This is a genomic window from Streptomyces sp. NPDC058674 (assembly GCF_042716505.1).
Lineage (GTDB): Bacteria > Actinomycetota > Actinomycetes > Streptomycetales > Streptomycetaceae > Streptomyces.
The window spans coordinates 1-24,858 of the sequence record NZ_JBHXSC010000018.1; the positions used below are offsets into that span (position 1 = coordinate 1).

Below are 24,858 nucleotides of genomic sequence, written 5' to 3' on the forward strand. Positions count from 1 at the left end.
TATTCTGTGCGTGGGGGGCGGGGGGGGGGGGGGGGGGGTCGGGTGGGGGGGCTGCGGGGCCCGGCGCCCGCTGCTCGACCTGCTCCTGCGCCTTCCCGGCGCCCTCCTGCCGCTTCTTCCTGTCTGACTTCAAAAAGTCGAAGAGTCCCATGTCTGTACGCCTCCGGCGTGGTGTCGCCCCCTGGGCACGGTGCCTCCCCCCACTCTCGGCCACCGGGCGCCCGCCGGCCCCGCGGCCGGTCCGTCCGGGGGACGCCGAAGGCGCCCGGCTCACCCACGGCGGGGTGGCGGGCGAGTCCGGAGCTGGTGCGCGGCGTCTCCCGCCCGCCGTGGCTGCTGCGGGAACTACTTCGGGCCACCTTCACGAGATCGTGTGACCCGCCCCTATGGCGTCAGCGACACACTGCCCGTCGATGTAGCGGCCTCCGGTATGCACGGTACGGATGCCCTCTGCCACCTGTTGCCCGGGCGACCCTCTCGGTAGGACGGCCCGGGCCTTTGCGGACAGAGCGTCTGCCAGGGGGATGCCGTCGGCGTCGGCGGTCAGGAATACGGCCGCGCAGTTCGGCAACTGCTCCTGAAGAGCCGAGAGCAGTGACAGGCTGTCACCCCCTTGGACACGCGAGGCAAGCACCACGACCTCCGGGCGGTGCTGCCGTGCCTCGTCCAGTGCTTCCTGCCGGGAAGCGGCGGTGGCCACGATCTGCAGGCCCTCCTGGATGTCCAGCAGCTGAGCCAGGACAGTTCGAAGGTGCAGATCAGCATCGACCAGGAGCACCCGGATCGTGGAGGATGCAACGTCGCTCAACGAGTAGGCCTTTCCGGATACCGCCTGCCCGGCCGGCAATCGGCTTGAATGGCGGAGCCCCTCCTCATGGGTTTCGCCCAGGGGCGCCGTGCCGGCCTGTCATCGGCGGTACACAATGAGCCGGGCCGCCGCGCTGCGCATGCGCTACGCGAGGACGTCCTGCAGAACCACGTGCCCGTCCGCCGACCACTGCTGGTTGCGGACGAGGTCTTGGTACTCCGGGCAGCGTGACAGCAGTTCCTGGTGCGTTCCGGCATCCAGCGCGTGGCCGGACTGCATGATGAGTACGTGGTCGGCGTGCTGGACGGTGGACAGTCGGTGCGCCACGACCACCACGGCACGGTTCTGGGCGAGCCGGGTGACCAGATCGCGCAGGCGCTGTTCGTTGATGCTGTCCAGCTGGGACGTCGGTTCGTCCAGCAGGACCACGTCGGCGTCGGTGAGCAGCACGCGGGCCAGGGCCAGGCGTTGGCGCTGTCCGCCCGAGAGATCAGTGCCGCGCCCGAGGACGGTGTCGAGGCCGCCGGGGAGCCGCAGGACCTCGTCGCGCAGTGCCACGGCGTCGAGTGCGTCGAGGAGTGCGTCGTCGCTGAGGGCGGAGTCGCTGCCCAGCAGCAGGTTGTCGCGGACGGTGCCCTCGAGCAGGGTGAAGGTCTGGTCGACGTAGGCGACGCGGCGGCGCAGGTCGTCCAGCGGCCAGTCGTGCAGGTTGTGGCCGAGGAGGCGGATGGTGCCCTGGTCGGCGTGCATGAAGCGTTCGATCAGAGTCAGGACGGTGGACTTTCCGGCGCCTGAGTGCCCGACAAGTGCGGTGAGGCCGCGGCGGGGGGCGCAGAAGGTCAGGTTTCCCAGGATGGGCTCGTCGTCGTAGGCGAAGGTCACGTTGGTGAACTCGACACCGGGGGCGTCCTGGACGGGGACGGGGCTGGTGGTGGCCGTACCGGCGGATTCCTGGGGCAGGGAGAGCAGTTCGTCGAACCGTGAGCGTGCGGCGAGACCGGCCTGGAGCTGGCTGATGCTGGAGGCGACGACGGCGACCGGGGCGACGAGCTGGAGCAGGAAGAGGAGGAAGGCGATGAAGTCCGGCATGGTCAGGTCGCCGGCGGCCATGCGGGCGCCGCCGCCGAGGATGATGCTGACCAGGGCGATCTGCTGTCCCAGGCCCATGACGGGTCCGATGAGGGACTGCAGGCGGGCGCTGTAGAGGGTGGAGTCGGTCAGGTCGGAGGCGTCTTGGGTCAGGGCCTGGGTGGCGCGGTCCTCGGCGCGGTAGGCCTTGATGGTGGGCAGGGAGGCCAGGGTGGCGGTGAAGCGCTGGGCGAGTTCACCCAGGGCGGTCTGCTGGGTGTCGATGCTGCGGCGTACGCGGACGATGACCAGGCCGATGGCGGCGCCGGCCAGCGCGAAGGATCCCACGGTGATGAGCACGAGGACCCAGTCCAGGATGCTCATGACGACCAGGGTGGCCACGACGGTGATCGTGGACAGCGGCAGTTGGATCGCCCCGACGTCGATGACGGAGCGGAGCATCATGGCGTCGGATGTGACGCGTGTGACGAGGTTGCCCGGGCCTTGGGTGCGCACTTCGCGCAGGGGGAGGCGCATGGTGTGTTCCATGACGCGGGAGCGCAGGCGCAGGATCATCTTTTCGCCGATGCGGGCGAGCAGGTAGCCCGAGACGGTGGCGGTGAGGGCGCCGACGATGGCGACGGCGGCCATCGAGGTGACCGGCCAGATGAGTCCACCGGTTCCGGACAGGGCTTCCACGAGGTCTCTGACCATCAGGGGCACGGCCAGTGTCGCGGCGGTGGATATCAGCGCGAGCAGGGCTGCGACGGCCAACTGGAGGCGGGCGCCGTTGATGAGGTCGGCGCCCAGCCGCAGGCCTGGGGCAGTTTTGTTGCGGGCGACTGACATTCGCTTGTTCCACCTCGTGTGAGAAGACATCGTATTCAGCGGTGCAGTGTCCTGCTGTCCGGAATCCTGGAACTGTGACGTAGTCCCAGGATCAGCGGAAGGCGTGCTTTCACCGCTATGGACGATATGCCGACAACGGCGGCCACAACGAGTGTGAGACCGTCCTTCCAGGTCAGGATCGGACGCAATCCCGGATCGTTCTCGTGATTCACCAATTCCTCGTTTCCGTCGTCCCGCGCTCAGGCCTGAGCCAGTCCACCACACGCTCGCGCGGCAAAGTAACTCCTATCCTTTGCCTGCAGGGACCGATCTGCGGCAATACTTCCGGGCGCCAAGAGTTTGGCTCAGGTTCGAAGGCTGCAAAGTTGGCATCGCCGGCGGGATTCTTCCGGACCGCGGCAGGGGCGCCCAAGGCGCCCTGTAGCGTGACCGCGAGATCGGTCATTCGCCCTTATCGCTGGATGGCGATTGCGGGCGGTCGGCGAGCGAGAGGGAACGGACATGTTCAACAAGAGGGAAGTGCACCTGATTGCGCTCAGCGATCTCGGCGACGCCCGTGATGCGGTGCGCCGGGCATTGTCGGATGCCCCCGGTGAGGAAGTTCCCGGGCTGCGTCGGGCCGCGCAGATCCTGGACGGTCTGGCGGAGCGGGGCGGGGAGCCGCGGGTGCGGTGGGCCCGGGGGATCCTGGAGCGCGACGGGGTGGACCCCGTCAGCCATGAGGTGGCGGCGATACGGGCGCTGCGCCAGGAGCTGCCCGGGTTGAGCCTGACGGCCGCCACCGAGTTGGCGCGGGAGGCGAAGCTCGCCCAGGGTGCGTGACCTCCGCCTGCGGCGTTTGCGAGAGCCCCACCGGGTCCCGGTGGGGCTCTCGCGCATCCCCGCCCCGGTGGAAAGTACTTGCCAGTCTGGAAAGTATGTGCCAGCCTTGCATACGCAAGATTCCTCGTCTGCACGGAAGCCGGAGAACCCATGAACACTTCAGGAGCGATGCAGCCGAGCGCCGAGTCCGCCGCGGCGGCGCTGCGCAGCGCGCGGACCGCCGAGAGCGCGGCCCGGCGACTGCGGGCGGTGCCCGCCTGGTACCCCGCCACCCACGGCTTGCTGCTGGCCGCCGGCGTCAGCGGCTTCGGCCTGGCGCGGATGTGGCCCCAGTGGCAGGAATGGTTCCTCGCGGCCGCGCTGGTGTGCTCGGTCGGCTTCCTCGCCGTGACCTGGATGGCGCTGCACACCTCCGGGGTCGCGCCGTGGTTCGCCCGGCGCGGGCGGGGAACATCGTGGCGCGCCTGGGGCCTGCCACTGATCCCCTTCGCCGCAGGCCTCCTGGTGGCGGTCTTCTACGGCGCGGCCGGATGGTTCGTCGGGTTCGGCGTGGTGGCCGGCGCGGCGTCCTGGATGCAGGCCGGGCGCGAGCGCGCCGGTGCCCGGGAGGCGTCGTGACCCGCGCGAACGTGCCCGGCCTGGACAAGGAGATCCACCACCCGACCCGACTGACGGTGGCAGCGTTCCTCTCCAGCTGCGCGGAGGCCGAGTTCGGCATCGTGCGGGACTACTGCGGAGTCACGGACTCCGTGATGAGCAAGACGGTCGCCGCACTGGAGAAGGCCGGCTATGTGACGGTTCGCAAGGGCTACTTCGGCAAGCGGCCCCGCACCTGGGTGGCGCTCACCTCACCCGGTCGGACGGCACTCGCCGCGCACCTGGCCGCGCTCGAGGCACTGGCCGGAGCCGCCCACCGGGCCGGAGCCGACACGCCGGGCGGCGGCGCGGACGCGGAGCGGACATAGCAGCACCGCTGGGCGCCCGGGAGGTGGACGGGCGCCCAGCGGTATGGGTGCTACCTGCGAGCAGGCAGGTGGGTCAGCAGCCGTAGTGCGCCGTGGCGGAGACGCCGGCGCCGGAGATGGCGCTGACAGCCGCGCCGCAGCCGCCGCTGGAGCCACCGATGAAGCTGAGGATGGTCGGGGTGATGGCCGGGGCGTCAGCCGAGACGCCTGCGCCGAACTCCTCGGCGTTGGTGTAGGCGGTGTAGCCGGCGAGGAGCTGGTCTGCGGTGTTCATGAGATTCCTTCACTGAAATCCAACGAGATGGGCTGGATCTTTCCTGCCCGAACTCAATTCGACCACATCACCGACCCCATGACCACGGACATTTTATCGATATTTGACAATCCCGCCGCCCTGACCTGCACTTTCCCTGGCGGACCCCAACCTCGTTGCCCACACATCAGGGCGGGAAAGTTTTGGGCGCCGTTCTCCCACGGCTGCAGACAACAGAAAAGTGGGTGCCCGCCCTTTCAGGCGGACACCCACTTGGGTCAAGCAGCGGTGCGGGTCAGCAGCCCCACGCCTTGGTGCTGGCCAGGCTGCCCGCGGCCGCACCAAGGGAGAAGTAGATGCACTCAGGGGAGGAGACGGTGGTGATGGTGGGCGTCGCCGCCGGGGCCTGGGCGTCCGCGCTGGCGCCGAAGTCCTCGGCGTTGGTGTAGGCGGTGTAGCCGGTGAGGAGCTGGTCTGCAGCGTTCATGACGTTCCTTCACTGAGTGAGGTGCAGAGCGGGGGCTTTCCCGCTCTGCACTTATTCGACCGCACACACGGGCGTGAGCGCCACGAAAAAGTAACGAGAGACTTTGTCTCCACCTGCGCGACCTGGACATTCTCCGCCCATCCCACAGGAATTGGCTCACAATCCGGCCACTGCAAAGATGGTGATGGCGGTATTCGATGAGATCGTCCCGGGGAATGCGGGAAGCCCCCACCGTGAGGGTGGGGGCTTCCCGTCCGCGGTGTGCGGGCGGGGGTCATCGGATCTCGGGACTGCGCCGCAGGTACGTCCTGATGGCCTGCCAAACGTTCAGTTCGAGGCAGACCTCGCCCAGTGCGGTCTTCAGCTCGGCCGCATCGGCCTCGAGCTGGCTCTCGCGCGGCGGCGGCCGGAGGGCTGCGGTCCCCTGGAGTCCGCGCAGCCCGCCTTCGAGGAATGCCTCCAGCCAGTCTTCGAGGCACCGTTCGGGAATGTCGCTGCGCCGCCCGGCGGCTTCGGCGACGGTTTCGCGACCCGACAGCACGCTCAGGACGATGCCTGCTTTGTCCTCGGCCGACAGTGCCGGGGGTGTGGGTTGGGTGGTGTGGTCCATCGGCTCACCGACCGGTGGTCATGCCAGGCCGATTCCCGGCAGTACGGGAGAGTCCAGGTTCCGGGCGGGCATCAGCGGGTCCGCGCCGGCGTTGAGATACGCCTCGGCGACTACGGCCTCGCGGGAGGTGCCGTCGGCCCGCACGGCGTGTCCCACCAGGGCCTCGGCCAGGATCTGGCAGCGGTGTTCGCCGAAGCTCAGCTTGCCCTTGCCCTTGCCCGGCCGCGGGTCGTCCGGTTCCCATGCGGCACCGACCCCGTCGGCGATCCGGCGGACGAACGGGGAGGTGGTTGTGCCCATGCCGGGTAGGCCCCGGACCGAAGCGGCGACGTCGGCGGCCGCATGCCAGGCGTCCGAGCCGAGGTACACCACCAGGGCGTCCCGGCGCGGGAAGTGCTTCAGCGACGAGGTGACCTTGGCCCGGTAGCGCAGCTGCAGCGCCTCCATCCGCGACAGCACCGTGCCCCAGGCCTCGGGGGCCGCCTCGGCCTGGGTCAGGTGGAAGTACAGGCGCAGCATCGGGGAGCCGGTGACGCGTCCGCGGGAGCCGTCGGTCAGGAAGAAGCCTGTGGACAGGGAGGGGCGCGGGGCGGGAATGCGGAGGGACACCTGCGGGGAGGTGTCGCCCGGTCGGCGGTTGGTGATGCTGTCGCGGGGAACGTTGACGCGCAGGCCGTCGAGGCTGACGACCACGCTGCCCGCCGCGGGGCCGTCACCGAGCACGGTGGCCGGGACGAGGGTGGTGCGGTGCGGCATCGCGGCGTAGAGCCGCTGGTCGAAGTCGTCGTCGCGCAGGCTGCGTTGCCGGGTGGTGTCGTCCTGTTCGTCCATCCCGGCGTGCAGGTCCTGGTAGAAGACGCCGCCGAGCTGTTTGGCGAGGGCGCCGGGGGTCTTGGCGTCCAGTTCCTGGTCGCCGACGACGGCGGTCAGGCCGCCGTCGGCGACCTCGGTCTGGGCCAGGACGGCCGAGATCTCGGGGGCGATGAGGCCAAGGGCGGTCGTCATGAGGTGCCTTCCAGGCCAAGAACGGAGGTGAAGTTCTGCGGGGCCAGCAGGACCGTGCGTCCGATGCCGGAGGCCGCGCGGTCGCTGGCCGACAGCCGGGTGCCGAATTTGGCGCCGGCGAGCATGCGGTCGATCATGTGCCAGCCGACGAAGGCGGCGACGCGGGTGGTGAAGCCTTCCTCGAAGGCGGGGCGCGTCTCGCGGTACCCGGCCCAGAAGGCTTCGATGCGCGGGCGCAGGCGGTCGATCTCGCGGGCGCCGTGGGCGAGGATGTCTTCGTGGGTGGCTTCGCGGCCGAAGGCGTGGTCGGGGTCCTCGCTGATGGACTTCGGGATGCCCTGGATCACCCGGTAGAGCCACTCGCCGACGAATCCGCCGATGTCGCGGGCGGCGTCACCGAAGCGGAACTCCTCCCAGTCGGTCAGGTACAGGTCGTCTCCGGCCAGGAGGTACTGGTCAAGGCGGATGTCACAGTGCGCGGGCACCTGCGGCGCGGCCGCCTCGCGGCGGCGCAGCTCATGCAGGGCGGCGGTCAGTTCGGCGTCCGACTGAAGCAGCGACCACGATTCGATCTCGGCGAAGGCGGAGTGGATGAAGACGGGCAGCGACAGAGCGTCGAAGTGGTCCATCGACGGGGAGGGGTGGGGGTCGCGGTCCAGGGCGGCGGGCTCGACCGGCAGGGTGTGCAGGATGCCCAGGATGCGGCCGGCGCGGCGGCACAGGCCGTCGTCGAAGGCGTCGTCGGCCGACAGTTCGAAGCCGGACTGGGCGTCCTCCAGGCGCGTAAAGGCGACCAAGCGGTGTTCTTCGTCGGAGCCCAGCAGTTGGGGACCCTGGAGTTCGCTGCCGCTCAGGCGTGACGCGACCGATTCGAAGGCCATGATGCGGTGGAAGCGCCGCAGGACGTCGGCCGGGTCCCCGCCGCCGACCCGCTTGACGAAGACCTTCGCGCCGGTGGTGGTGGTGCCGGCCCAGTTGTCGTTGCGGCCGATGTGGGCGACGACGGTGTCCTCGTCGAAGCCGCCCAGTCCGAGCCGGTCGAGGAAGGCCTCGACTTCGGGGGCCTTGTCCAAGCGGACCGGGTCGAAGCGGACACGGGTCGGGGGGGACTTCGATTCTTGATCTGTAATCACGATCACGGAGCGTAGGAAACGCGTGCGGGGCCGACAATAGATGGCTCACTATCGCGGCATTGTTAGGTGGGGGCGGGCTGCCGGGCCGGGGGGACTCGAGGTCAGCGGCGGTATGCGGGGGCTTGTAGGACCAAACTAACGGGTTTTCTGTGGCCTTCTTGCCGCCGCTCCGATCCCCTAAGGTACGCGGTATGTCCCCTGCGATCCTGCAGCGCTTCACGCTGCCCAATGGCCTGCGGGTCGTCCTCTATCCGATATCCGGAGTTCCGGCGGTCGGCGTCAGTGTCCACTACGACGTCGGGTTCCGGTCCGAGCCCCGAGGACGTACCGGCTTCGCCCATCTCTTCGAGCATCTGATGTTCCAGGGCAGCGAAAGCGTGGACCGGCTGGAGCACTTCGGGCATGTCCAGGCGGCTGGCGGTACTGCCAATGGGTCGACACACCAGGACTACACCGATTTCTACCAGGTAGTTCCGTCTGCGGCGCTGGAACGCATTTTGTTCCTGGAAGCTGATCGGATGCGTGCTCCGAAACTCACGGACGAGAACCTGCGAACACAAGTGAGCGTGGTCAAGGAGGAAATCCGCCTCAATGTGTTGAACAAACCCTATGGCGGCTTCCCCTGGACCGTACTGCCCGGCCTGCTGTTCCAGACCTATCCCAATGCGCACAACGGGTACGGCGATTTCACCGACTTGGGGCAGGCCACAGTCGAGGAATGCGCCGCGTTTTTCGACACCCACTACGCGCCGGGCAATGCGGTATTGACCATCGCCGGCGACATCGACCCGGGCCGGGCGGCCGAGCTCGTCCACCGGCACTTCCACGACGTCCCGGTGCGACGCCTGCCGGCACCCGTTGACCTGAGCGAGCCGGCGCCGGACCGCGAACTGCGCGGCGACCATGCCGACCCGCATGCGCCGATGCCGGCAACCGCGGTCGGCTACCGCATGCCGGACCCGAGCACCGACCTGGACGCCTACCTGGCACACATGGTGCTGTGCGTGGTGCTCACCGGTGCGGGCGAGTCCGCGAGGCTGCGGCGCGCCCTGATCCACGGCGCCACCCCGCTGGTGACGGATGTGAGCACCGGCTGCGGGCTGTTCGGCGCGTTGGAGGCCAGGGACCCCGAGACGTTCCTGTGCGTGGCGACGCATCCGCGGGAGACCTCGACCGACCAGGTCCTGGAGGTACTGGACCAGGAACTGGCGGCGCTGGCGGCGAAGGGCCCCACCGAGGAGGAACTGGAGCGCGCCACGGCGCTCAGCAGCGTGGGGATGCACCGCAAGTACGACACCTTGCTGACCCGCACCCGCGCGCTGGGCGCGCAGGAGGTCCTCTTCGGCAAGGCCGAGCTCGTGGACGAGCTACCCGGCCGGCTTGCCCGCGTGAGCGCGCAGGACCTGGCGCGGGCCGCCGCGTCGCTGCGGCCCGATGCCCGCGCCGTGCTGAGCCTGCGCCCCACAGCGTCAGCGGCCCTCCACCCGAGCCCGTCAGGAAGCTGATCCGTGACCGCCACGTCTTTCGTCCCCGCCCCCGCGGGGGAGCCCGCCCGTGCACATCGCAGCGCTGCGCAGATCGGCCGCACCGCGGCCGGGCCGCGCGCATTGCCGCCGCTGGAGGCCCGTCGCAGCCACCGCCTGCCGGCGATGGCTGACACCGTACTGCCCAACGGCCTGCGGGTGATCGCCGCCCGGCAGCCGTCCATCCCGATGGTCGAGCTGCGGATGTCGGTGCCTTTCGCCGGCGCCACCTTCGCGCACGCGGCCACGGCCGAAGTCCTGGCCACCGTCCTTCTCCGGGGCGGGCGGGCCGGGGGCGCGGACCGGGAGGCCGCGATGGCCCGGCACGGCGTCACTCTGGCCGCCCACCGCTCCTCCCGGTGGCTGCAGCTGTCCGGGTCCGCGCCCGGCCGTGCGCTGGACACCTTGGTGGGCGCGCTTGCCGACGCGGTCACCCACGGGTGCGCGGACGAGGCGCAGATCCGTCCGGCGCGCGAGCGGATGGTGCGACAGATCGCGATGATCCGCGCGCAGCCGCAGGTGGTCGCGAAGGAGGCCCTGGTGGCGCACTGCTATGGCACGGTGCCCGGCCTGCAGGAGGTGCCCTTCCCCGCGCCGGTCGCCGCAGTCACCGGCGCGGCGGTCCGGGCGCTGCACCAGGAACGGCTGCGCCCCCATGGCACGGTGCTGGTGCTGGTGGGCGATCTCGATCCGGAACGGGCGGTGGCGCTGGTGGCCGGGGCCACCAGCGCCTGGGGCGAGGGCGGGCCGGTGCCGCCGCCCCTCCCGCTGCCGTCACTGGGCGCCGGACGGGTGGCTCTGGTGCCACGGCCCGACGCGGTGCAGTCCCAGATCAGGTTGGTTCGTCCCGCGGTGGCGCGCTCCGATGACCGCTTCCCAGCCCTGAGCCTGGCCACGTTGGTGTTCGGGGGCTATTTCTCCTCCCGGCTGGTGACCAATATCCGGGAGGGGAAGGGGCTGGCCTACCGCGCGGAGGCGGGGTTCGAGGACCACCTGGACCAGTTGGTGCTCACCGTCGACGCGGACACCGCCACGCAGGCGACGGTGCGTGCTTACCAGGAGATCCGGGCCGAGCTGGGACGCCTGGCGTCGGCGGCACCGTCCGCTGCGGAGCTCGACGCGGCGCGTGAGTACACGATCGGTATGGCGATGCTCACCCTGGCGTCCCAGGCCGGGTTTGCCACCAGTGTGGCCACCGCGGTGTGCCTGGGGCACGAGCCGGAACGGGTGACGGCCTTTCCCGAGCTGCTGCGGAGCGTCACCCGCGGCCAGGTCGTCCGGGCGGCCCGGGACTTCTTCGATCCCGATGCGTTCAGCGGCGTCATCGTCGGGGACGCGGACCGGCTGGCCCCTGGGCTGCGCGCGGTGGGCGGGGTCGAGATCGCGGAGGCTGCCGCGCAGTCCTGAGCGGCCGGGTCCGGCTTCCCCACGGCTGCCGGACCCGGCGTTCCGCCCCGTTCTCGCGGTCGGTCCGGGGCGGAAATCAACACATCCCGTATGGGGCAGTTCGCCCGGAATGTAGAACCTCAAATACGGCCCAAGTTTTTTGCCCCCCACAGTGAGCCAGAGATATGATCTTCCTATTGAAGGCCATTCCCGGCGGGTTCGAACACCGTTTCGCAGCGTGGGTGTGAAGCCCACCACAGCCGAAGACCGGCACGACGGGTACGAGTTCACGGGAAAGACCTGACTTGTTTTTCAAGGGGGAAACAGTGGAGATATCAGAAGACCGACCAGCACCCGCCTACCCGGACACCGTCCGCCGCAGGCATTTCGGTTCCCACGCACTTTCGTGACTTGCCCGAAGCCTGTTTGAGACGGGTTTTCAGGCCGTCCGGTCTGGACTTGGACTCACAGGAGCCGCAACTCACGCGGGATACGCCGGCGGAGCGGGATGACCTCTGCTCCGCCCGGCTCCCCGCCAGATCTGCCGCGGGACGCAGGCTCTGCCGCGAAAGCCCCGCGCGTTATGAAAATTGGAGACGAGAGGCGATGTCACGCCCTCCGGTAATGCCAGCTGCCGAAAAACTGAAGATCGTCCTCGGGGTGTTGTCAGGAACCCAGACGATCGCCGAGGCCGCACGCCGCGCCAACGTATCCGAACAGTCCGTAGGGAATTGGAAACGTCAGTTCCTCGAGGGGGGCCGATCCGGCCTCGAAGGCGGAACGTCACGCAATGCCCAGCGTGAACGCGATCTTCTCTCTGAAATCACGGAACTGAAGACCGCATTGGGTGAGGCATACGTCCAGCTGCGGGTGCGACGAAAGTCGGGCGAGTACCGCTCGGTCCCTTTTCAGACCTCGAGGCTATCCGAGAGGATGCCAGGATCAATGTCTCGAGGTACTGCGAGATCCTGGGAATCCCCCGCCGCACCTACACGCGCTGGAAGATGAATCACGCGCCCTCGCGTGCGGCCGGTACAGCTGAGCGCGAGATGATCCGCGGATGACACGGTGCCCCTGGCAGCGATCGCTGCCAGGGGCACCGTCCTGTCCGGCGTCGGTCCTCACACCTGCGCCAGCACCTCGGGCAGGGCCTGCGCACCCTCGTCGTCGACCAGCTCCGCGATCTTCACCGCGTACTCAAGCAGTTCGGGATGCCATCCCATGTACGCGGAGAAGTCATGGGCGTGGGTGAAGACCCGCAGCACCGCCGCCCGCCCGGCCGCCACCGGATCGGCCGGCGCGCCGTAGGCCCGCGCCAGGGCGGCCAGGGCGGCGTGGAAGTCGCCCGGGTCCAGGTCCAGGCCCGGCGTTCGGCGCAGCAGGGCCATCCGCCATTCGACGAACTCCCCCAGCAGCCAGCCGAAATCGAAGTCGGCCGGCCCGCGGGCCACGTCCTCACCGGCCAGCAGGCAGCCGCCGTCTGCTTCGCGCCCCACGATGACCGAGCCCAAACTGGGGGCGCCGTGCAGGAAGACGCCGCCGGTCAGGTCGGTGGCCAGGGACTGACACCAGTCCTGCGCCCGGTTCCACCGGGCCGTGCCGAGTTGCCGGCGTACGACGGAATGGAAGGTCGTCGCGGCCCGTGGCCCGTGGCCGTCGTTCATCCAGGCCGCCAGCCGGGCCGGTCCCGGCGGACCGGCGGCCGCCAGGGACGCCGGGACCGCTGTGTGCAGCCGGCGCAGCGCCGCGCCCGTCCCGGACAGGGCCCCGGCCACCAGGTCCGGGGTCAGGCGCGGGTCGCGGCCCACGCAGAGCTTGGCGGCGGAGACGGGGCCGGGCACCCGGTAGTGCAGAGCGTCACCCACCGCATCCGGGAGCGCCAGGCGCAGGCGTTCTGGGCGCAGCGCGGTGAGCGCGGCGCGGACCGGCGCACTGGGCGGGCCCAGCGGGGTGGGGCGGTCGGCGCCCGGGCGGCGGATCCACACGTACTCCGGGCCGTGGGGGTGAATGGCGGTGCGCAGGAAGCCGGTGGCGAATTCCTCCACCGCCGGGGCGGTCGGGAGCGTCATCGCTGCTCCTTGCTGTGGGAGGGGGTGGCCGCCAGCTGCGCGCGGAGCCGTTCCAGGGCGGGGATGACGGCGGGCAGGGGCGTGGCGACGGTGGCGCCGGGGCGGCCTGTCGTCACGCTGTAGCCCGGCTGCGGGGGCACCACGGTCACGTTGGGGCGCGCCGCCAGTGCCGCGACGTGCTGCCGGTAGGCGAAGGATTCCGCACCGCCGGGGGGCAGGGCGGGGGCGATGGCGATGGGTGCCCGGGTGCACTGCAGGGCGAGCAGCAGGGGCGTGTCGGCGGAGCCCAGGGCCAGGCGGCTGACGAAGTGGAAGGTCGCCGGGTGGACGACGATCGCGTCCGGCCACTGGGCCACCTCGACGTGGGTGGCGCCTTGCTCGGGCTCGTCCGGCCAGACGTCCTGCAGGACGGTCCCGCCCGCGAACGCGGTCAGTGCGTCGCGGGTGACGAACCGTTGCGCGGAACGGGTGAGCATGGTGCGCACCTCGGTGTCCGGATAGGCGGTCCGCAGCCAGTTGAGCCACATCGGCATGAACATCACCCCGATGGAGCCGGTGCCCACGAAGAGCACTCTGCCCGCGCCGAAGCTCGGGGCCGGACCTTCGGGCGGGGGTGCGATCTCAGCCATGGAGCCGGTCCTGAGCAGCGAGGATGTCCTGGAGGTCGGTCATGACGGCGCCCAGCCCTTCGATGTGCATCACGCCGGCGGGATTGAGTACGACCTCGTCGACGCCGCTGTTGCGGTAGCGGTTCAGCTCGGCGGCGATCTCGTCGGGCGTTCCGGCGACGAACACCCCTGCCTCCACCAGGGCGTCCGCGCCCGCGTCCGGGTCGTGCGCATAGGCCGGGATTCCGGCGCGACGCAGCATGTCGGTGTAGTGGGCGGCGCTGAGGTGGGCGCCGGCGCCGCGGCGGGCCGCCAGGCGGATGTCGCGGCCGGGGCGGGCAACGGCGACATGGACCACAGTGGCCACCCGCGGCGGCCTGCGGCCTGCTTCGGCTGCGCCCTCGGCCAGGGCCGGCACCAGGGTGTCGGCGATGTAGTCGGCCGGGGTCATCCAGGTGACGGCCACGTCGGCGACTGCGCCGGCCATCTTGGCCATCCGCGGGCGCAGGACGCCCAGGCCGAGTTCGACCGGCGGGGCGTCCAGGGCGATGAGCTGGGCGTCGATGGAGTGGTAGGCACCGTCGCGTTGGGCGAGCTTGCCGTCGAGCAGCTCGCGCATGGAGGTCATGTACTCCCGCATCGCGGTGAGGGGCTTGGCATAGCGCTCGGGCAGCAGGGAGTCCTGGAACTCCGGAGCAGCAGGGCCGATGCCGGCCACGTAGGGGGCGCCGGTCAGGGCGGCCACCGAGCGCGCCTGCACGGCGGCGTCGTAGGGGTGGCGCAGGGGTGCGAGGGTGACGCCGCTGCCCATCGGGATGCGGTAGCCCATACCGGCCAGGGCCGCGAAGAGCTGATGGGTGTCCAGGCGCAGGGACTGCCCCAGCCATAGCCGCCCTGCGCCCCGGCGTTGCAGCAGCCGGGCGAAGGGAAGGATCTGCCCGGTGTTCGTGGGCTGGATCGGGTACATGATGCTGGTGTTGTGTGTGGCGGCCACAAGATCACCCCTTAGTAGGAACGTTGGCCGACGAGTTCACGGCGGGCCGCCAGGCGGCTTCCGGATTCCCGGCGCGAGGACTTGAGCAGGAGCCGCGGAGCGAGCAGCAGCCCGAGCAGGGTCCAGGCGCCGAGTACGCCGAGGGTCTCCCAGTGCTGCCAGCTCTGGCCGGTCTCGGCGACCAGCGCACTGTCGGGCAGCAGGGCGGACCGGATGCCCTGGGCGATCCACTTCAGCGGGAAGACCTGGCCGGTGATCTGCAGCCACTGCGGCATGCTCGTGACCGGGAAGAAGATCCCCGAGATGAAGAGCAGCCCGAGCAAGGGGATCATCACCCAGGCCAGTGCCTGGCGCGGATTGGGCAGTACCGCGCCGATCGCCGCGCCGAGCAGGGACAGCGCGATCAGGCCCAAGGTGATCACCCACAGCAGGGTGCACCACTGGTCCACACGCCGGGGGAACCCGGAGTCGGTGGTGAGCGCGCCGCCGACCAACAGCAGCACGGTGCTCAGGACGGCGATCGCGATGACCATCACGGTCTTCCCCACGAGGTAGGCGGCCATCCCCCCGGGCGTGCCGCGCAGGCGCAGCAGCGTGCCGTCCTCGCGTTCGGTGGCCAGTTGTTGCGGCAACCACACCATCGCGATCATGACAAGGAGCGCGGCGACGCTCCCGGCGATCACCATGCGGGAGGACGGCACCGGGCTGCCGGGGATGGTGCCGGTCTGGAACGACGCGGTGAGCAGGAACATCGCCGGGTTGGAGAGATGGCCGATGTACTCGCGCGGGGTGCGCGCGGTCTGCCTCAGTTCGGTCGTTCCCCGGTGCAGTCCAACGGCCAGGGACAGAGGGCTGATCACATTTCCTCCTGGCGGAGCATGCCCAGATAGGTGTCTTCCAGCGTGGGCCGGCGCACCTCCAGGTCAGGGATGGGGCCGCCGAGCCGGGCGTGGAGGTCCCACACCAGGGCGGAGGGGTCCTTGGTGTGCTGCTGGCGCCGCCGGCCGGCCTCGGACCAGCGCACCTCGGCGTCGGCCTGGATCTGTGCGGCCAGTTGGTCGATGGACCCCGCGGCGATGAGCCGGCCCCCGACCAGCACCGCGATGCGGTCGGCCAGGCGTTCGGCCTCGGCGAGGTCGTGGGTGGTGAGCAGGACCGTCATGCCTTCGACCTCGCTGAGCCGCTCCACCAGCGTGTGGAAGTCGCGGCGTGCCTCCGGGTCGAACCCGGTGGTCGGCTCGTCCAGGAAGAGCAGTTCCGGCCGCCCGATGATGCCCAGCGCGACGTCCAGGCGCCGCCGTTGGCCGCCGGAGAGCTTCTGGCATTCCTGCCCGGCCTGCTCGGCCAGCCCGACGGTCTCCAGCAGTTCGCCCGGGTCGCGGGGGTCGGGGTAGTACCGCGCGAAGTGCTCGACCAGCTCCCCCACGCGCCAACGCGCATGGTCGCGCCACGACTGCATGACGATGCCCAGCCGGGCCCGCCAGGCGTCGTCGGCGTGCTCGGGATCGGTACCCAGCACGCTGACGTCACCGCTGGAGCGGCGGCGGAACCCCTCGAGGATCTCGATGGTGGTGCTCTTGCCGGCCCCGTTGGGCCCCAGCAGCGCTAGCACCTCCCCGCGCCGCACCTCCAAGTTCACTCCGTGGAGCACATCGCGTGATCCGTAGCGCATCCGCAGGTTCCGGATGCTGATCGCGGGAGGGGCGTGATTGAGAGACGGCGCCGTCACCGGCGGCGCTGCTGAGGGAAGGGCCATACCGCTGGACCCTAACGATCAGACGATCTTCATCAGGACTCCCGGTGGAAGTTGGCCCAGCGTCCAAGTGGCTTCCCCCTCCCGCCCCATGCAGCCCCTGACCTGGCCAAACGCATTCTCGGGCAGGTCGTTTCCCAATTAAAGGGCTCCCATGCTTTCTTGGCAGCCGTCCGCGGCGGGAGCTCGCCGACGGTGGTGACCGCTGCGTCGATCGCACGGGATGAGCAAGTCCGGGGGTTGGGCGGTGGCCGTGGGCGATGTGCCTCCTGGGCGCAGACGTGGTCGCAAGCGCCCGCCGCACCGAGCGGCCCCGCGAGAACGGGCCCCCGGAACCGCGGAAGCCTCCCGCCGGCCCCCGCGCCTGCTCGCAGCCGGAGGAGCGAGAGCCGCTCCGAACCCCGAGAACACACGCGTCCTGCGGGGATCTCGCGAGCACCACCGTGCTGACCCTTCAGCACGGGAAACCAGCATGAAAAAAGACCCCCCTGCCTGCATTTTCGCAGGTCAGAGGGGTCTGAGGAGGTGGAGCCTAGGAGATTCGAACTCCTGACATCTGCCTTGCAAAGGCAGCGCTCTACCAACTGAGCTAAGGCCCCAGGAAAATGGACGCGCCCGTCCCCCGTGCGAGGAGCGGTCGTTCCGCAGAACAGAGTACCGGGTGTACCCCCTCATCCCGCAAAATGATAGGGACTCCCGCCCCGCGACCACTCTCCGTAAGATGCTCGCGAGGTTCGCACCAGCGAAGGGGAGTAGTCGAGTGGACGCAGTACAACAAGAGGCCACGGCCAGAGCCAGGGAGCTTCAGCGCAGTTGGTACGGGGAGCCCCTCGGAGCGCTCTTCCGCCGGCTCATAGATGACCTCGGCTTGAACCAGGCCCGCCTCGCTGCCGTCCTCGGACTGTCGGCGCCCATGCTGTCCCAGCTGATGAGCGGCCAGCGGGCCAAGATCGGCAACCCGGCCGTGGTGCAGCGGGTCCAGGCTCTCCAGGACCTCGCCGCCCAGGTGTCCGACGGAAGCGTCAGCGCCGCGGAGGCCACCGGGCGGATGGACGAGATCAAGAAGACCCAGGGCGGCTCCGTCCTCAGCAGCAGCGGCCAGAGCGCCACCGGCTCCGGCGCCCCCACCGTCAAGCGGGTCGTCCGCGAGATCCAGTCGCTGCTGCGCTCGGTCTCGGCGGCCGGCGACATCATCGATGCGGCGGACACCCTCGCCCCCAGCCATCCGGAACTGGCAGAGTTCCTCCGGGTGTACGGGGCGGGCCGCACCGCGGACGCGGTGGCCCACTACGAGGCGCACCAGAACTGACGCGTCGCGGCGGCGGACACTGCCGGACGGACACTGCGGCACGGACACCGCGTGACGGACAACGGGTGACGGGGGACGGGCACAGCGATGGGTGAGGTCTTCGCCGGTCGGTACGAGTTGGTCGATCCGATCGGACGCGGTGGAGCCGGGGCCGTCTGGCGCGCCTGGGACCACCGCCGCCGCCGGTACGTCGCCGCGAAGGTTCTGCTGCAGAGCGACGCGCACACGCTCCTGCGCTTCGTGCGGGAGCAGGCCCTGCGCATCGACCACCCGCACGTGCTCGCCCCGGCCAGTTGGGCGGCCGACGACGACAAGGTCCTCTTCACGATGGACCTGGTCGGCGGCGGCTCCCTCGCCCATGTGATCGGGGACTACGGGCCGCTCCCGCCCCGTTTCGTGTGCACGCTGCTCGACCAGCTCCTGTCGGGGCTGGCGGCCGTGCACGCGGAGGGCGTCGTGCACCGCGACATCAAGCCGGCCAACATCCTGATGGAGGCCACCGGAACCGGGCGGCCGCACCTGCGGCTGTCCGACTTCGGCATCTCCATGCGCAAGGGCGAGCCGCGGCTGACCGAGACCGACTACGTCGTCGGCACGCCCGGCTACTTCGCCCCGGAACAGATGCTGGGCGCCGAGCCCGACTTCCCGGCCGACCTCTTCGCCGTGGGGCTGGTCGCCCTGTACCTGCTCCGGGGCCGCAAGCCCGACTCCCAGGGCCTGGTGGAGCACTTCCTCGCCCACGGCACCCCCGGCGCCCCCGAGGGCGTGCCCGTGCCGCTCTGGGACGTCATCGCCGCCCTGCTGCAGCCCGACCCCCGCAGCCGGTTCCGCACCGCCACGGGGGCGCGCAAGGCCCTTGCCGAGGCCGTCCTGCTGCTGCCGTCCGGCACGGACGAGGACCCGGTGGAGGTGTTCGACCAACTCGGCCCGCTTCCGGCCGGTTTCGACCCCCGGGGCCCGATGACCACCTCGGCCGTGACCCCCGGTGCCCCGACGGTCGCCGCGGCCGCGCCGGGCGACCGGGCGCACCCCTCCGCGGCGGTGTCGGCGTCCGCCGGCGACGCCGCGAAGCCCGCCCGATCCGATCCGCGCACCACCGCCCCCATGTCCACCGCCCCCGTGTCCACCGCCTCACCGGCCGCCACCTCCCCGCCCGCCGCCCGCCCGGCCAGCGCCCTCACGGACACCGCGGCCCACGGCAGCGCGGCCCCGAGCCGTGCGACCCCCGGCAGCGCGGTCCCGCCCGCGGGCGGCGGGGACGCCCCCTTCCCGGCCCCCGCGCCCCCGGACGCCGCGGCGCCGCATCCGGCCGCGCCCGCCGGGGTGTTCGGCCCCCCGGAGACCGGCAGCTTCCACCTCGCGCCGCCGGTCCCCGCGGCGCCCGCCGGACCGGCCCCCGCCCCCCGCACCGGGGGCCGCATCGCCCCTCCCCCCGCGGGGGTGGCCGCCGGCTTCCTCCTCGCGGCGCTGCTCTGCTTCTCGGTGGGCGTCTGGGCCCTCAGCCGGCTGTAGCCGTGCGCCCGCGCCGGGCCAGCAGCACCCAGCCGCCCAGGACGAGCAGCAGCAGCGTCCCGGTGCCGAAGCCCGCCCCGGCCACCAGCCGCATCGCGGAGCCCTCCTCGGCGGCCTCGGCCGCCTCCGGCGCGGTCAGCCCGTCGGCGGCCGCGGCCCGGTCCCCGGCGCCGACCCCGAACCCGCCGGCGCCCAGCGGCTCCCGGTAGGCGGGCGCCTTGCCCGGGGCCCCGACGAGGTCCGTCCGCAGGGTCAGCGGCACGGGCACCGCATCCTCGGTGAACTCGGCGACCTTGCCGCCCATCGTGACGGCGAGGTAGTACCAGCCCGCGATCCCCACGTGCTGCACGTCCCGGTCGGAGGAGTGGCGGTTGCCGTAGGCGACGGGCGGGGTCTTCTCCAGCGTGAGCCCGGTCTGCTTGCCGTCGTACGAGGCGCCCTCGGACGAGATCAGCTGCCGGTACGGGCTGTAGAGCGAGACGGTGAGCCCGTTGGAGGCCGAGCCGTACGCCTTGGTCAGCCGGGCCGCGGCCAGCTCGGCACCGACCCCCAGCTGCTGTCCCCAGTCGAGCGGGACCCGGTAGAAACGGGTCTGCCCCGGCCGCAGCTCGTCGCGCCACACCCCGGCGCCCAGCGCCCGGGCGTCGTTGAAGCCGGTGCCACCGGAGCGGGGCACCGGCTCGCCGCCGGGCAGGGCGGGCGTCCCCGAGGGCCACGCGCCCGGCGCGGCCGTCGGGCCGCCGGCGCCGAGGCCGGGTTCGCGCTGGACCCGCAGTTCGAGCGGCCACGGGCTCCGGTCCGACCCCTTGGCCGCGGTCCGGGTCACCTTCGCGTAGTAGACCCCGCCCGGCGCGCAGTCGGCGTCCTCGGCGCCCCGGCGGACCCCCGCGGCGCCGAGGGGCACCGGGTCGTAACCGAAGCCGGCCCTGCCGGTGCCGCCGGGGCAGGCCCGCCCGGCGGTGGTCATGACCTCGACCTCGATGCCGTCGCCGTAGCCCACCACGGCGCCCGGTCCGGGCCGCACCACGGCGGAGACGTACACGTCGGACCGGTCCTGCTCCAGGACCAGCCGGTAGACGCGCTCTCCGGGCGCGAGCACGTCCCGGTAGACGTTCCCCGGCTCCAGGAGCGGGGCGTCCGCAGTGGAGGGCCTGCCCGCGACCGCCTTGGCCCCGTCCGCGGTCCGGTAGGTCGGCACGGGCCCCGGAGTCGCCCCCTCGGCGTACGCCGCCGCGGCCGGTGCACCGGCCGCGAGAGCCAGGGCCGCCGCCGCCACGCGCGCAGTTCTCCGTACCCGACCCATCGCATCCACCCCGTGTTTTGCTAGCGCAAGGCAAATATTTGCTTAGCGTAATTTTTCATCACAGAACAGCACAAAGCCCCGGCCGCAGCGGCAACCGGGGCTTCATGTGATCAACCGTGGGTCTCACACACCGGAACCAGAGGGCACGGAGTCAGTTGCCTCCGTCCACAGGTCCTGCTCGGCGCGGTCCGCCTGGATCTGGCGGTACACGAGGAGCCCGCCGATGGCGGCCAGTGCGACCAGGAGCAGCTTCTTCACCGCGCGACCTCGTCTTTCGTTGACGTAGGGGACTTCTGGCGCCCAACAATACACACCGACCGATACCGATCGGTGACCTGGCAACCCGCCAACTGGCCCCACGCAGAAGACCCCCGGGCCTGGGGCCTGGGGGTCTTCGACACTGTGGGGCTAACAGGATCTGAACCTGTGGCCTCATCCTTATCAGCTCGATCATGCGGAAAAACCGGGGACGAGCACCGGGAGGCGAGTGCGGCGCACACTCCGGCTGCCCTTGCCACCTGGTCCACGGATGCCTCACGGACTGGCCTGACTATGGACAACTGCCAGTCACCATCACACCGACCTCACTGATTCAAGTCGCTGAACGCAGCGTTTGCGATCACGTGAGGCTAAGGGTAGATAGGAAGTGAGGAACTCTTCCCCGGTCCACGCATATGGGGGATGCCCCCATGCCTATGTCAGGTCAGCTTCTACTCTCGGTGATGGGACTACTCGGCGTTCTCGGTGCGGCGGGTGCAATTTTCGCATGGCGGATGGCTTTAAGGGAACCAGAGCGCGAACCGAGGATTGAGGTACTGGCCGGTATTGGCGGCGGGTTGATTACCGGTATCGCCGTAGGGATCTCGGCTCTCTTTCTGGAACAGTCCCTCGAAGTAAGCCATAAATATGCAACCTGGCGTGCGAACGTTGAAATTGCCGACAGCATACCCGGGTTCACGCCAGGAGACCGAAATATAAAAGGACTTAACTTCAGCGGTAAGTCGTTGCGTAACGCGGATCTCAATGGAGCCGAGCTACGGGGCGCCCAACTTCGGGATACCGACCTGAGAGGGGCCGACCTAAGAAACGCCAAGATGCAAGGTGCGAACCTAGTTGGAGCAAACTTCTTTGAAGCAGATTTGAGGGGCGCTCACCTTGAAGGGGCCAAGCTGCACGGCGCGAACTTCACCCACGCAATCGTCAATGGAGTAGAGACTAGCTACATGGGCGCGGCCGTCAACCCGCTTACCTGCTGGCCAGCGGAAGTCGATACGAAGAAACTCAAAAGGGAAATCGCCGGGCATCCGTGGGTGGGGAACTTCCATTGGGGGCAGAGGGTACCCAATTGCACATTTTGGAGCGGTAAAGAGCGAATCGGGTGAGCAGCCTGCGGGCCTCCGCGGCTGCTGCAGCAAACGAGCGAGCTTGCCAACCGCCGGGACTGGCCAGGTTCAACCACCGAAGCAGTACGACCAACCGTGGCCGACCGATAGGTATGACACCCCGGTCCACCCGCACCGTCAGCTCTTTCGCGGCTCCATCTTCGCCGGCGTTGCCGCACAGCGAAATCCCGTGTCGTCATCGTGCATCGTGCCGTCGGCATCGTTGAAGATCGCTGGCACACCCCGGAACAGAGGGCTCGTGAAGGCACTTCCCTTTGGCTCGTATCGGACCGGGCGGGACGCCGTCGCACACCATTCCCAGACATTGCCCACCATGTCGTAGACGCCGTTTGGGGAGACGCCGCTGTGATACCGGGAAACTGACGTAGTGCGCTCTACCGCTGTCTCCCGGACGTTGCACTTGGCGGCGGTCCGCTGGTCTCCCCACGGGAATGTTCGACCTGATGTGCCGCGGGCCGCCTTCTCCCACTGCTCAGCGGTGGGCAGTGAGTTCCCAGGCCAAGCCGCGTAGACATTCGCATCCCGCCATGTCACGTGCACGACGGGATGGTCGTACAGGTCCCGGGGGCAGCGGCCGTTCTCCCAGTGCTCTGGAACGGGGTGTCGCGTGGCTGCACAGAACCTTGCGTAATCTGCGTTGGTCGTCGGGAACGTGTCGATGTGGAATGTGTCCACCCACACCGGTTCGTCTTCCTGCCCGGCAAGGTACATCCCCTCCGGAACGTACGCCATCAGCCTCCCGTCACCGGGATGCTGCACGTACTCACCGCTACTAGTCTCGGATTCATCGGGCTCGATGACGGCGTGGACCCGCACGTCGTCTGTCGCCAGGATGCCCACGAACCGACCCTGAGCATCCTTATCAGCCTTAGCCAGCAGCGTGTCCAACGCCGCTTGGTTCACCATCCGCGAGGCGGCCGTCACACCGGCTTGCTCCCACTCGGAAACGCTCCGATCGGATACCCCCAGTTTCGCGGCGAACTCCACAAGGCTCATTCGCACAGCCTCACGCAGTGCTCTTACCTCCCGTCCAGTCCATTTGGTCACGAGTGGCATGGGCTACCTCGATGGAGTGGCGGTACCGCGGAGGAAGCGACGGCGCGCGTCTCCAGGCGTTCGCCGGGGATCTCGGAGTAGGCGCTGCGCAGTGCGGCGAGTACGGGGTGGTCCTGCGGCAACTCACGTCATCCAGTGCGCTGATGGAGCGCACACCGATCGAAACGTTCGTTGCAAAGGCTGCGGCCATGTTCGGTACGTCGCTGACGCGTACCGGGGCAGTGATCTGCTTCGGTGCATCTAGTGCCTGGAGGAGCAGCATCGTAGTACCGGGCAGCACGGGAGCCTCCGGCCAGACGACTGTTCCTTCGCGGTCAACCAACCCGAGATTCCACGTACCGCCCTCGGAGAGTCGGCCGTCTGGCTCGATGAACGCGCGTCGTCGAACTCAGCAAGCTGCGCTTCACGACGGAGCCGGAGCTGCGGGTGCAGACCGATGTGCTTCACCTCGGCGTTGTCGCGGGTGAAGGTGAACGCCTTTGCCTTGAGTGCAGGCGGCGGCATTGCGCCGGCCGGGCGCCGGGTTACCAGGATGTGAGGATCTTTGGCCGCGCTGGGGGTCCCCATGTCCAAAGCGGGGTCGAAAACGGTGACACGGAATCCGCGACCCCGGTCACACCCTCAGCTGCTTTTCGGATGTACCTCAGCGTCTGTTCACGGTCCAGTTCCACGCCGAAGACGATCCGGCAGTCTCGCACCAGGCGGTCCAAGTGGAGCGTGAGGCCGCGGATCGTGCCTTCTTCCATCCGCATGGAAGTGAATCGAGGAGGCTGCCTGATGGCCAAGCGACGCCCACACGGCGGAGGGACGATCACGAAGCGGACGGACGGCAGGTACCAGGGCGCCGCCTACGTCACGGACACCGATGGCCGCCGGGTGCGGAAAATCGTCTATGGAGTGACGTACGACGAAGCGGCGGAGAAGCTCGGCAAGCTGCAAGACCAGGAGCGCAACGGGGTGCCCGTGCCCTCGCGCTCCTGGACCGTGGGGCGATGGCTCGCCTACTGGCTGGAGCACATCGTCAAGCCCAACCGCGAGTTCAACACGTACGTCAAATACGAGTCCAAGGTCAGACTCTACCCGGTGCCCCATCTGGGAAGGAAGCCGCTGACCAAGCTGACCCCGGCACAGGTCCGCCTCTTCCTGGCTGCCCTGGTTCGCGAGAAGGTCCCGCCCTCGGCTCGGTTCGAGTCACTACGTGTACTGCGCAACGCCCTGAACCGGGCGCGCCGCGAGGAGATCGTGATGCGCAATGTCGCTGACCTGGTGGACATGGCTGCGGTCAAGAAACAGGAGCGCAAACCATGGACCGCGCGGGAGGCGATTGTCTTCCTGCGCACCGCGCGGGCCCACCGGCTCTACGCGGCTGCGTCCTGGTGCTGGTTCTTAGGGCTGCGCCGGAGCGAGGTGCTGGGGCTGCGCTGGCAGGACGTCGACTTCGAGGCCGTACAGTTCACGCCGGCCAATCAGGTGCAGCGGGCAGAGGGCAAGCTGGTCCTGAAGGATCTCAAGGCAGAGTCCTCTAAAGCCGTGCTGCCCTTGCCGGAGTTTGCGCCGACGCTCTCGAAGAGCGGCGATACCTCCAGAGCCTGGAACGCAAGCAGGCAGGCGCCGACTGGAGGCAGGCGCCGGATGCGGACCTGGTCTTTTCATCGGCTCACGGAGGGATGATCGAGCCGCGGGGCTTCTCCCGGACGTTCGAAGCCCTGGTGAAGCGGGCTGGTGTGCGGCCGGTCACGGTGCGGTTGGCCAGGCACACGGGCGGAACCGCTGCTGGCTTCGCTGAAGGTGCATCCCAAGGTCGCTCAGGCGATCCTTCGGCACAGTCAGATCAGCATGACGATGGACATCGACACACACGTGGTGGATGAGGATCAGCGCGAGGCTGCCGGCCTTCTCGCGGATCTGCTGGAAGATCCACTCATCGGCTGATGTCAGCCGC

At 69.6% G+C, this 24,858-nt stretch carries 26 protein-coding genes and 1 tRNA gene; 10 read left to right on the forward strand and 17 right to left on the reverse strand.

Annotated features, from left to right (window positions below):
- Window positions 1-361: 361 nt before the first annotated feature.
- On the reverse strand, window positions 362-808 hold the full coding sequence (locus ACFWU6_RS12110) for a response regulator (protein ID WP_383980668.1): 447 nt from the start codon (window positions 806-808) through the stop codon (window positions 362-364).
- Window positions 809-952: 144 nt separating this feature from the next.
- Window positions 953-2,725, reverse strand: coding sequence for an ABC transporter ATP-binding protein (locus ACFWU6_RS12115; protein WP_383980670.1), 1,773 nt, complete (start codon window positions 2,723-2,725; stop codon window positions 953-955).
- Between the two features lie 501 nt (window positions 2,726-3,226).
- On the opposite strand from ACFWU6_RS12115, the gene ACFWU6_RS12120 reads away from it, so the two are divergent.
- From ACFWU6_RS12120 to ACFWU6_RS12130, 3 genes are all read left to right on the forward strand, one after another.
- Entirely contained in the window at window positions 3,227-3,547 is a 321-nt protein-coding gene (locus ACFWU6_RS12120; protein ID WP_383980672.1) for a hypothetical protein, read from the forward strand.
- A 150-nt stretch (window positions 3,548-3,697) separates the two neighbouring features.
- Window positions 3,698-4,165, forward strand: coding sequence for a hypothetical protein (locus ACFWU6_RS12125; protein ID WP_383980674.1), 468 nt, complete (start codon window positions 3,698-3,700; stop codon window positions 4,163-4,165).
- Complete coding sequence (locus ACFWU6_RS12130; RefSeq protein ID WP_383980675.1) at window positions 4,162-4,512, forward strand: transcriptional regulator; 351 nt, start codon at window positions 4,162-4,164, stop codon at window positions 4,510-4,512. The genes ACFWU6_RS12125 and ACFWU6_RS12130 overlap by 4 nt, the downstream gene beginning before the upstream one ends.
- 73 nt (window positions 4,513-4,585) lie before the next feature.
- Here the strand turns inward: ACFWU6_RS12130 and ACFWU6_RS12135 are convergent, their stop codons facing one another.
- The 5 genes from ACFWU6_RS12135 to lxmK all read right to left on the reverse strand — a co-directional run bounded on the left by ACFWU6_RS12135 (window position 4,586) and on the right by lxmK (window position 8,000).
- Window positions 4,586-4,786 (reverse strand): LxmA leader domain family RiPP, encoded by a 201-nt coding sequence (locus ACFWU6_RS12135; protein ID WP_383980677.1) that lies wholly within the window; start codon window positions 4,784-4,786, stop codon window positions 4,586-4,588.
- Window positions 4,787-5,060: 274 nt separating this feature from the next.
- Window positions 5,061-5,252: an LxmA leader domain family RiPP gene (locus ACFWU6_RS12140; protein WP_383980679.1), complete on the reverse strand. Its 192-nt coding sequence runs from the start codon at window positions 5,250-5,252 to the stop codon at window positions 5,061-5,063.
- Window positions 5,253-5,526: 274 nt separating this feature from the next.
- Window positions 5,527-5,862, reverse strand: coding sequence for a transposase (locus ACFWU6_RS12145; RefSeq protein WP_383980681.1), 336 nt, complete (start codon window positions 5,860-5,862; stop codon window positions 5,527-5,529).
- A gap of 18 nt (window positions 5,863-5,880) precedes the next feature.
- Complete coding sequence (locus ACFWU6_RS12150) at window positions 5,881-6,867, reverse strand: T3SS effector HopA1 family protein (RefSeq protein ID WP_383980683.1); 987 nt, start codon at window positions 6,865-6,867, stop codon at window positions 5,881-5,883.
- On the reverse strand, window positions 6,864-8,000 hold the full coding sequence (gene lxmK, locus ACFWU6_RS12155) for a class V lanthionine synthetase subunit LxmK (protein WP_383980685.1): 1,137 nt from the start codon (window positions 7,998-8,000) through the stop codon (window positions 6,864-6,866). The genes ACFWU6_RS12150 and lxmK overlap by 4 nt, the downstream gene beginning before the upstream one ends.
- Before the next feature lie 191 nt (window positions 8,001-8,191).
- On the opposite strand from lxmK, the gene ACFWU6_RS12160 reads away from it, so the two are divergent.
- The 3 genes from ACFWU6_RS12160 (at window position 8,192) to ACFWU6_RS12170 (ending at window position 11,917) form a co-directional block, all read left to right on the forward strand.
- A complete protein-coding gene (locus ACFWU6_RS12160; protein WP_383980687.1) occupies window positions 8,192-9,505 on the forward strand; it encodes a M16 family metallopeptidase in 1,314 nt (437 codons plus the stop codon).
- 144 nt (window positions 9,506-9,649) lie between these two features.
- On the forward strand, window positions 9,650-10,930 hold the full coding sequence (locus ACFWU6_RS12165; protein WP_383980689.1) for a M16 family metallopeptidase: 1,281 nt from the start codon (window positions 9,650-9,652) through the stop codon (window positions 10,928-10,930).
- Between the two features lie 603 nt (window positions 10,931-11,533).
- Complete coding sequence (locus tag ACFWU6_RS12170) at window positions 11,534-11,917, forward strand: transposase (protein ID WP_383980691.1); 384 nt, start codon at window positions 11,534-11,536, stop codon at window positions 11,915-11,917.
- Between the two features lie 113 nt (window positions 11,918-12,030).
- Here the strand turns inward: ACFWU6_RS12170 and ACFWU6_RS12175 are convergent, their stop codons facing one another.
- The 6 genes from ACFWU6_RS12175 to ACFWU6_RS12200 all read right to left on the reverse strand — a co-directional run bounded on the left by ACFWU6_RS12175 (window position 12,031) and on the right by ACFWU6_RS12200 (window position 16,932).
- Entirely contained in the window at window positions 12,031-12,978 is a 948-nt protein-coding gene (locus tag ACFWU6_RS12175) for a hypothetical protein (protein ID WP_383980693.1), read from the reverse strand.
- On the reverse strand, window positions 12,975-13,607 hold the full coding sequence (locus tag ACFWU6_RS12180) for a flavoprotein (RefSeq protein ID WP_383980695.1): 633 nt from the start codon (window positions 13,605-13,607) through the stop codon (window positions 12,975-12,977). Before ACFWU6_RS12180 ends, ACFWU6_RS12175 begins: the two co-directional genes overlap by 4 nt.
- Complete coding sequence (locus ACFWU6_RS12185; RefSeq protein ID WP_383980697.1) at window positions 13,600-14,580, reverse strand: LLM class flavin-dependent oxidoreductase; 981 nt, start codon at window positions 14,578-14,580, stop codon at window positions 13,600-13,602. Before ACFWU6_RS12185 ends, ACFWU6_RS12180 begins: the two co-directional genes overlap by 8 nt.
- A gap of 11 nt (window positions 14,581-14,591) precedes the next feature.
- Complete coding sequence (locus ACFWU6_RS12190) at window positions 14,592-15,440, reverse strand: ABC transporter permease (protein WP_383980699.1); 849 nt, start codon at window positions 15,438-15,440, stop codon at window positions 14,592-14,594.
- Window positions 15,437-16,252, reverse strand: a complete 816-nt coding sequence (locus tag ACFWU6_RS12195; protein WP_383980701.1) for an ABC transporter ATP-binding protein — start codon at window positions 16,250-16,252, stop codon at window positions 15,437-15,439. The genes ACFWU6_RS12190 and ACFWU6_RS12195 overlap by 4 nt, the downstream gene beginning before the upstream one ends.
- A 607-nt stretch (window positions 16,253-16,859) precedes the next feature.
- Window positions 16,860-16,932: transfer RNA gene (locus ACFWU6_RS12200), tRNA-Ala, on the reverse strand.
- A 161-nt stretch (window positions 16,933-17,093) separates the two neighbouring features.
- Here ACFWU6_RS12200 and ACFWU6_RS12205 point away from each other — a divergent pair.
- On the forward strand, window positions 17,094-17,642 hold the full coding sequence (locus tag ACFWU6_RS12205; RefSeq protein WP_383800816.1) for a helix-turn-helix domain-containing protein: 549 nt from the start codon (window positions 17,094-17,096) through the stop codon (window positions 17,640-17,642).
- Window positions 17,643-17,729: 87 nt separating this feature from the next.
- Window positions 17,730-19,154: a protein kinase gene (locus ACFWU6_RS12210; RefSeq protein ID WP_383800813.1), complete on the forward strand. Its 1,425-nt coding sequence runs from the start codon at window positions 17,730-17,732 to the stop codon at window positions 19,152-19,154.
- Here the strand turns inward: ACFWU6_RS12210 and ACFWU6_RS12215 are convergent.
- The gene (locus tag ACFWU6_RS12215) at window positions 19,141-20,430 is read right to left on the reverse strand and encodes a hypothetical protein (protein ID WP_383800810.1); all 1,290 of its coding nucleotides are present in this window, start codon (window positions 20,428-20,430) and stop codon (window positions 19,141-19,143) included. The two genes, ACFWU6_RS12210 and ACFWU6_RS12215, sit on opposite strands and share 14 nt — an antisense overlap.
- Before the next feature lie 150 nt (window positions 20,431-20,580).
- Window positions 20,581-20,715, reverse strand: a complete 135-nt coding sequence (locus ACFWU6_RS12220; RefSeq protein WP_208809277.1) for a DLW-39 family protein — start codon at window positions 20,713-20,715, stop codon at window positions 20,581-20,583.
- 431 nt (window positions 20,716-21,146) lie between these two features.
- Here ACFWU6_RS12220 and ACFWU6_RS12225 point away from each other — a divergent pair, with 431 nt between their 5' ends.
- Window positions 21,147-21,839 carry a pentapeptide repeat-containing protein gene (locus ACFWU6_RS12225; RefSeq protein WP_383980703.1) on the forward strand — a complete coding sequence of 231 codons (693 nt, stop codon included), beginning with the start codon at window positions 21,147-21,149 and terminating at the stop codon, window positions 21,837-21,839.
- 138 nt (window positions 21,840-21,977) lie between these two features.
- Here the strand turns inward: ACFWU6_RS12225 and ACFWU6_RS12230 are convergent, their stop codons facing one another.
- Both ACFWU6_RS12230 and ACFWU6_RS12235 read right to left on the reverse strand, forming a co-directional pair.
- Window positions 21,978-22,916, reverse strand: coding sequence for an SUMF1/EgtB/PvdO family nonheme iron enzyme (locus tag ACFWU6_RS12230; protein ID WP_383800804.1), 939 nt, complete (start codon window positions 22,914-22,916; stop codon window positions 21,978-21,980).
- Window positions 22,867-23,238: a hypothetical protein gene (locus tag ACFWU6_RS12235; RefSeq protein WP_383800801.1), complete on the reverse strand. Its 372-nt coding sequence runs from the start codon at window positions 23,236-23,238 to the stop codon at window positions 22,867-22,869. Before ACFWU6_RS12235 ends, ACFWU6_RS12230 begins: the two co-directional genes overlap by 50 nt.
- 455 nt (window positions 23,239-23,693) lie before the next feature.
- Between ACFWU6_RS12235 and xerC the strand changes: the two genes are divergently transcribed.
- The gene (gene xerC / locus ACFWU6_RS12240) at window positions 23,694-24,587 is read left to right on the forward strand and encodes a tyrosine recombinase XerC (protein WP_383980705.1); all 894 of its coding nucleotides are present in this window, start codon (window positions 23,694-23,696) and stop codon (window positions 24,585-24,587) included.
- Window positions 24,588-24,858: the final 271 nt, after the last annotated feature.

Excerpts from the sequence above, each read along its gene's own strand:
- ACFWU6_RS12140 (WP_383980679.1), bottom strand. The coding sequence starts at position 5,252 with ATGAACGCTGCAGACCAGCTCCTCACCGGCTACACCGCCTACACCAAC.
- ACFWU6_RS12165 (WP_383980689.1), top strand. The coding sequence starts at position 9,650 with ATGGCTGACACCGTACTGCCCAACGGCCTGCGGGTGATCGCCGCCCGG.
- ACFWU6_RS12225 (WP_383980703.1), top strand. The coding sequence starts at position 21,147 with ATGCCTATGTCAGGTCAGCTTCTACTCTCGGTGATGGGACTACTCGGC.
- ACFWU6_RS12180 (WP_383980695.1), bottom strand. The coding sequence starts at position 13,607 with ATGGCTGAGATCGCACCCCCGCCCGAAGGTCCGGCCCCGAGCTTCGGC.
- ACFWU6_RS12125 (WP_383980674.1), top strand. The coding sequence starts at position 3,698 with ATGAACACTTCAGGAGCGATGCAGCCGAGCGCCGAGTCCGCCGCGGCG.
- ACFWU6_RS12160 (WP_383980687.1), top strand. The coding sequence starts at position 8,192 with ATGTCCCCTGCGATCCTGCAGCGCTTCACGCTGCCCAATGGCCTGCGG.
- ACFWU6_RS12115 (WP_383980670.1), bottom strand. The coding sequence starts at position 2,725 with ATGTCAGTCGCCCGCAACAAAACTGCCCCAGGCCTGCGGCTGGGCGCC.
- ACFWU6_RS12170 (WP_383980691.1), top strand. The coding sequence starts at position 11,534 with ATGCCAGCTGCCGAAAAACTGAAGATCGTCCTCGGGGTGTTGTCAGGA.
- ACFWU6_RS12230 (WP_383800804.1), bottom strand. The coding sequence starts at position 22,916 with ATGCCACTCGTGACCAAATGGACTGGACGGGAGGTAAGAGCACTGCGT.
- xerC (WP_383980705.1), top strand. The coding sequence starts at position 23,694 with ATGGCCAAGCGACGCCCACACGGCGGAGGGACGATCACGAAGCGGACG.
- ACFWU6_RS12210 (WP_383800813.1), top strand. The coding sequence starts at position 17,730 with ATGGGTGAGGTCTTCGCCGGTCGGTACGAGTTGGTCGATCCGATCGGA.
- ACFWU6_RS12195 (WP_383980701.1), bottom strand. The coding sequence starts at position 16,252 with ATGCGCTACGGATCACGCGATGTGCTCCACGGAGTGAACTTGGAGGTG.
- ACFWU6_RS12145 (WP_383980681.1), bottom strand. The coding sequence starts at position 5,862 with ATGGACCACACCACCCAACCCACACCCCCGGCACTGTCGGCCGAGGAC.
- ACFWU6_RS12150 (WP_383980683.1), bottom strand. The coding sequence starts at position 6,867 with ATGACGACCGCCCTTGGCCTCATCGCCCCCGAGATCTCGGCCGTCCTG.
- ACFWU6_RS12175 (WP_383980693.1), bottom strand. The coding sequence starts at position 12,978 with ATGACGCTCCCGACCGCCCCGGCGGTGGAGGAATTCGCCACCGGCTTC.
- ACFWU6_RS12120 (WP_383980672.1), top strand. The coding sequence starts at position 3,227 with ATGTTCAACAAGAGGGAAGTGCACCTGATTGCGCTCAGCGATCTCGGC.
- ACFWU6_RS12135 (WP_383980677.1), bottom strand. The coding sequence starts at position 4,786 with ATGAACACCGCAGACCAGCTCCTCGCCGGCTACACCGCCTACACCAAC.